The following is an 892-nucleotide window of genomic DNA, read 5'->3' on the forward strand; positions in this document are numbered from 1 at the left end:
TAGGTCCCGACTAACCCTGGGAGGACGAGCCTTCCCCAGGAAACCTTAGTCATTCGGTGCACGGGATTCTCACCCGTGTTTCGCTACTCATACCGGCATTCTCACTTCTAAGCGCTCCACATGTCCTCACGATCATGCTTCAACGCCCTTAGAACGCTCTCCTACCATAGAACCATTGGTTCTATCCGTGGCTTCGGTATCTTGTTTAGCCCCGGTACATTTTCGGCGCAGGGCCACTCGACTAGTGAGCTATTACGCACTCTTTAAATGATGGCTGCTTCTAAGCCAACATCCTAGTTGTCTAAGCAGCCCCACATCCTTTTCCACTTAACAAGAATTTGGGGACCTTAGCCGACGGTCTGGGCTGTTTCCCTTTCCACTACGGATCTTATCACTCGCAGTGTGACTCCCGGATCTACATACTGTGGCATTCGGAGTTTATCAGGATTCGGTAACCCGATAAGGGCCCCTAGTCCAAACAGTCGCTCTACCTCCACGATGCATTATCCGAGGCTAGCCCTAAAGCTATTTCGGAGAGAACCAGCTATCTCCAAGTTCGATTGGAATTTCTCCGCTACCCACACGTCATCCCCGCATTTTTCAACATACGTGGGTTCGGGCCTCCAGTGCGTTTCACCGCACCTTCACCCTGCACATGGGTAGGTCACTTGGTTTCGGGTCGACGACGGCATACTCTACGCCCTATTCAGACTCGCTTTCGCTGCGGCTCCACCTCTTCGGTTTAACCTTGCATGACATCGTCACTCGCCGGTCCATTCTACAAAAGGTACGCCATCACCCATAAACGGGCTCTGACTACTTGTAAGCACACGGTTTCAGGTGCTGTTTCACTCCCCTTCCGGGGTTCTTTTCACCTTTCCCTCACGGTACT

Annotated in this window: 1 rRNA gene; it reads right to left on the reverse strand. The window is 52.1% G+C overall.

What is annotated here, in order from left to right:
• Positions 1–892: ribosomal RNA gene (locus ABDZ53_RS12855) — 23S ribosomal RNA — on the reverse strand; the annotation flags it as partial.

This window comes from Alkalibacterium iburiense, assembly GCF_039521845.1.
Taxonomy (GTDB): Bacteria; Bacillota; Bacilli; order Lactobacillales; family Carnobacteriaceae_A; genus Alkalibacterium; species Alkalibacterium iburiense.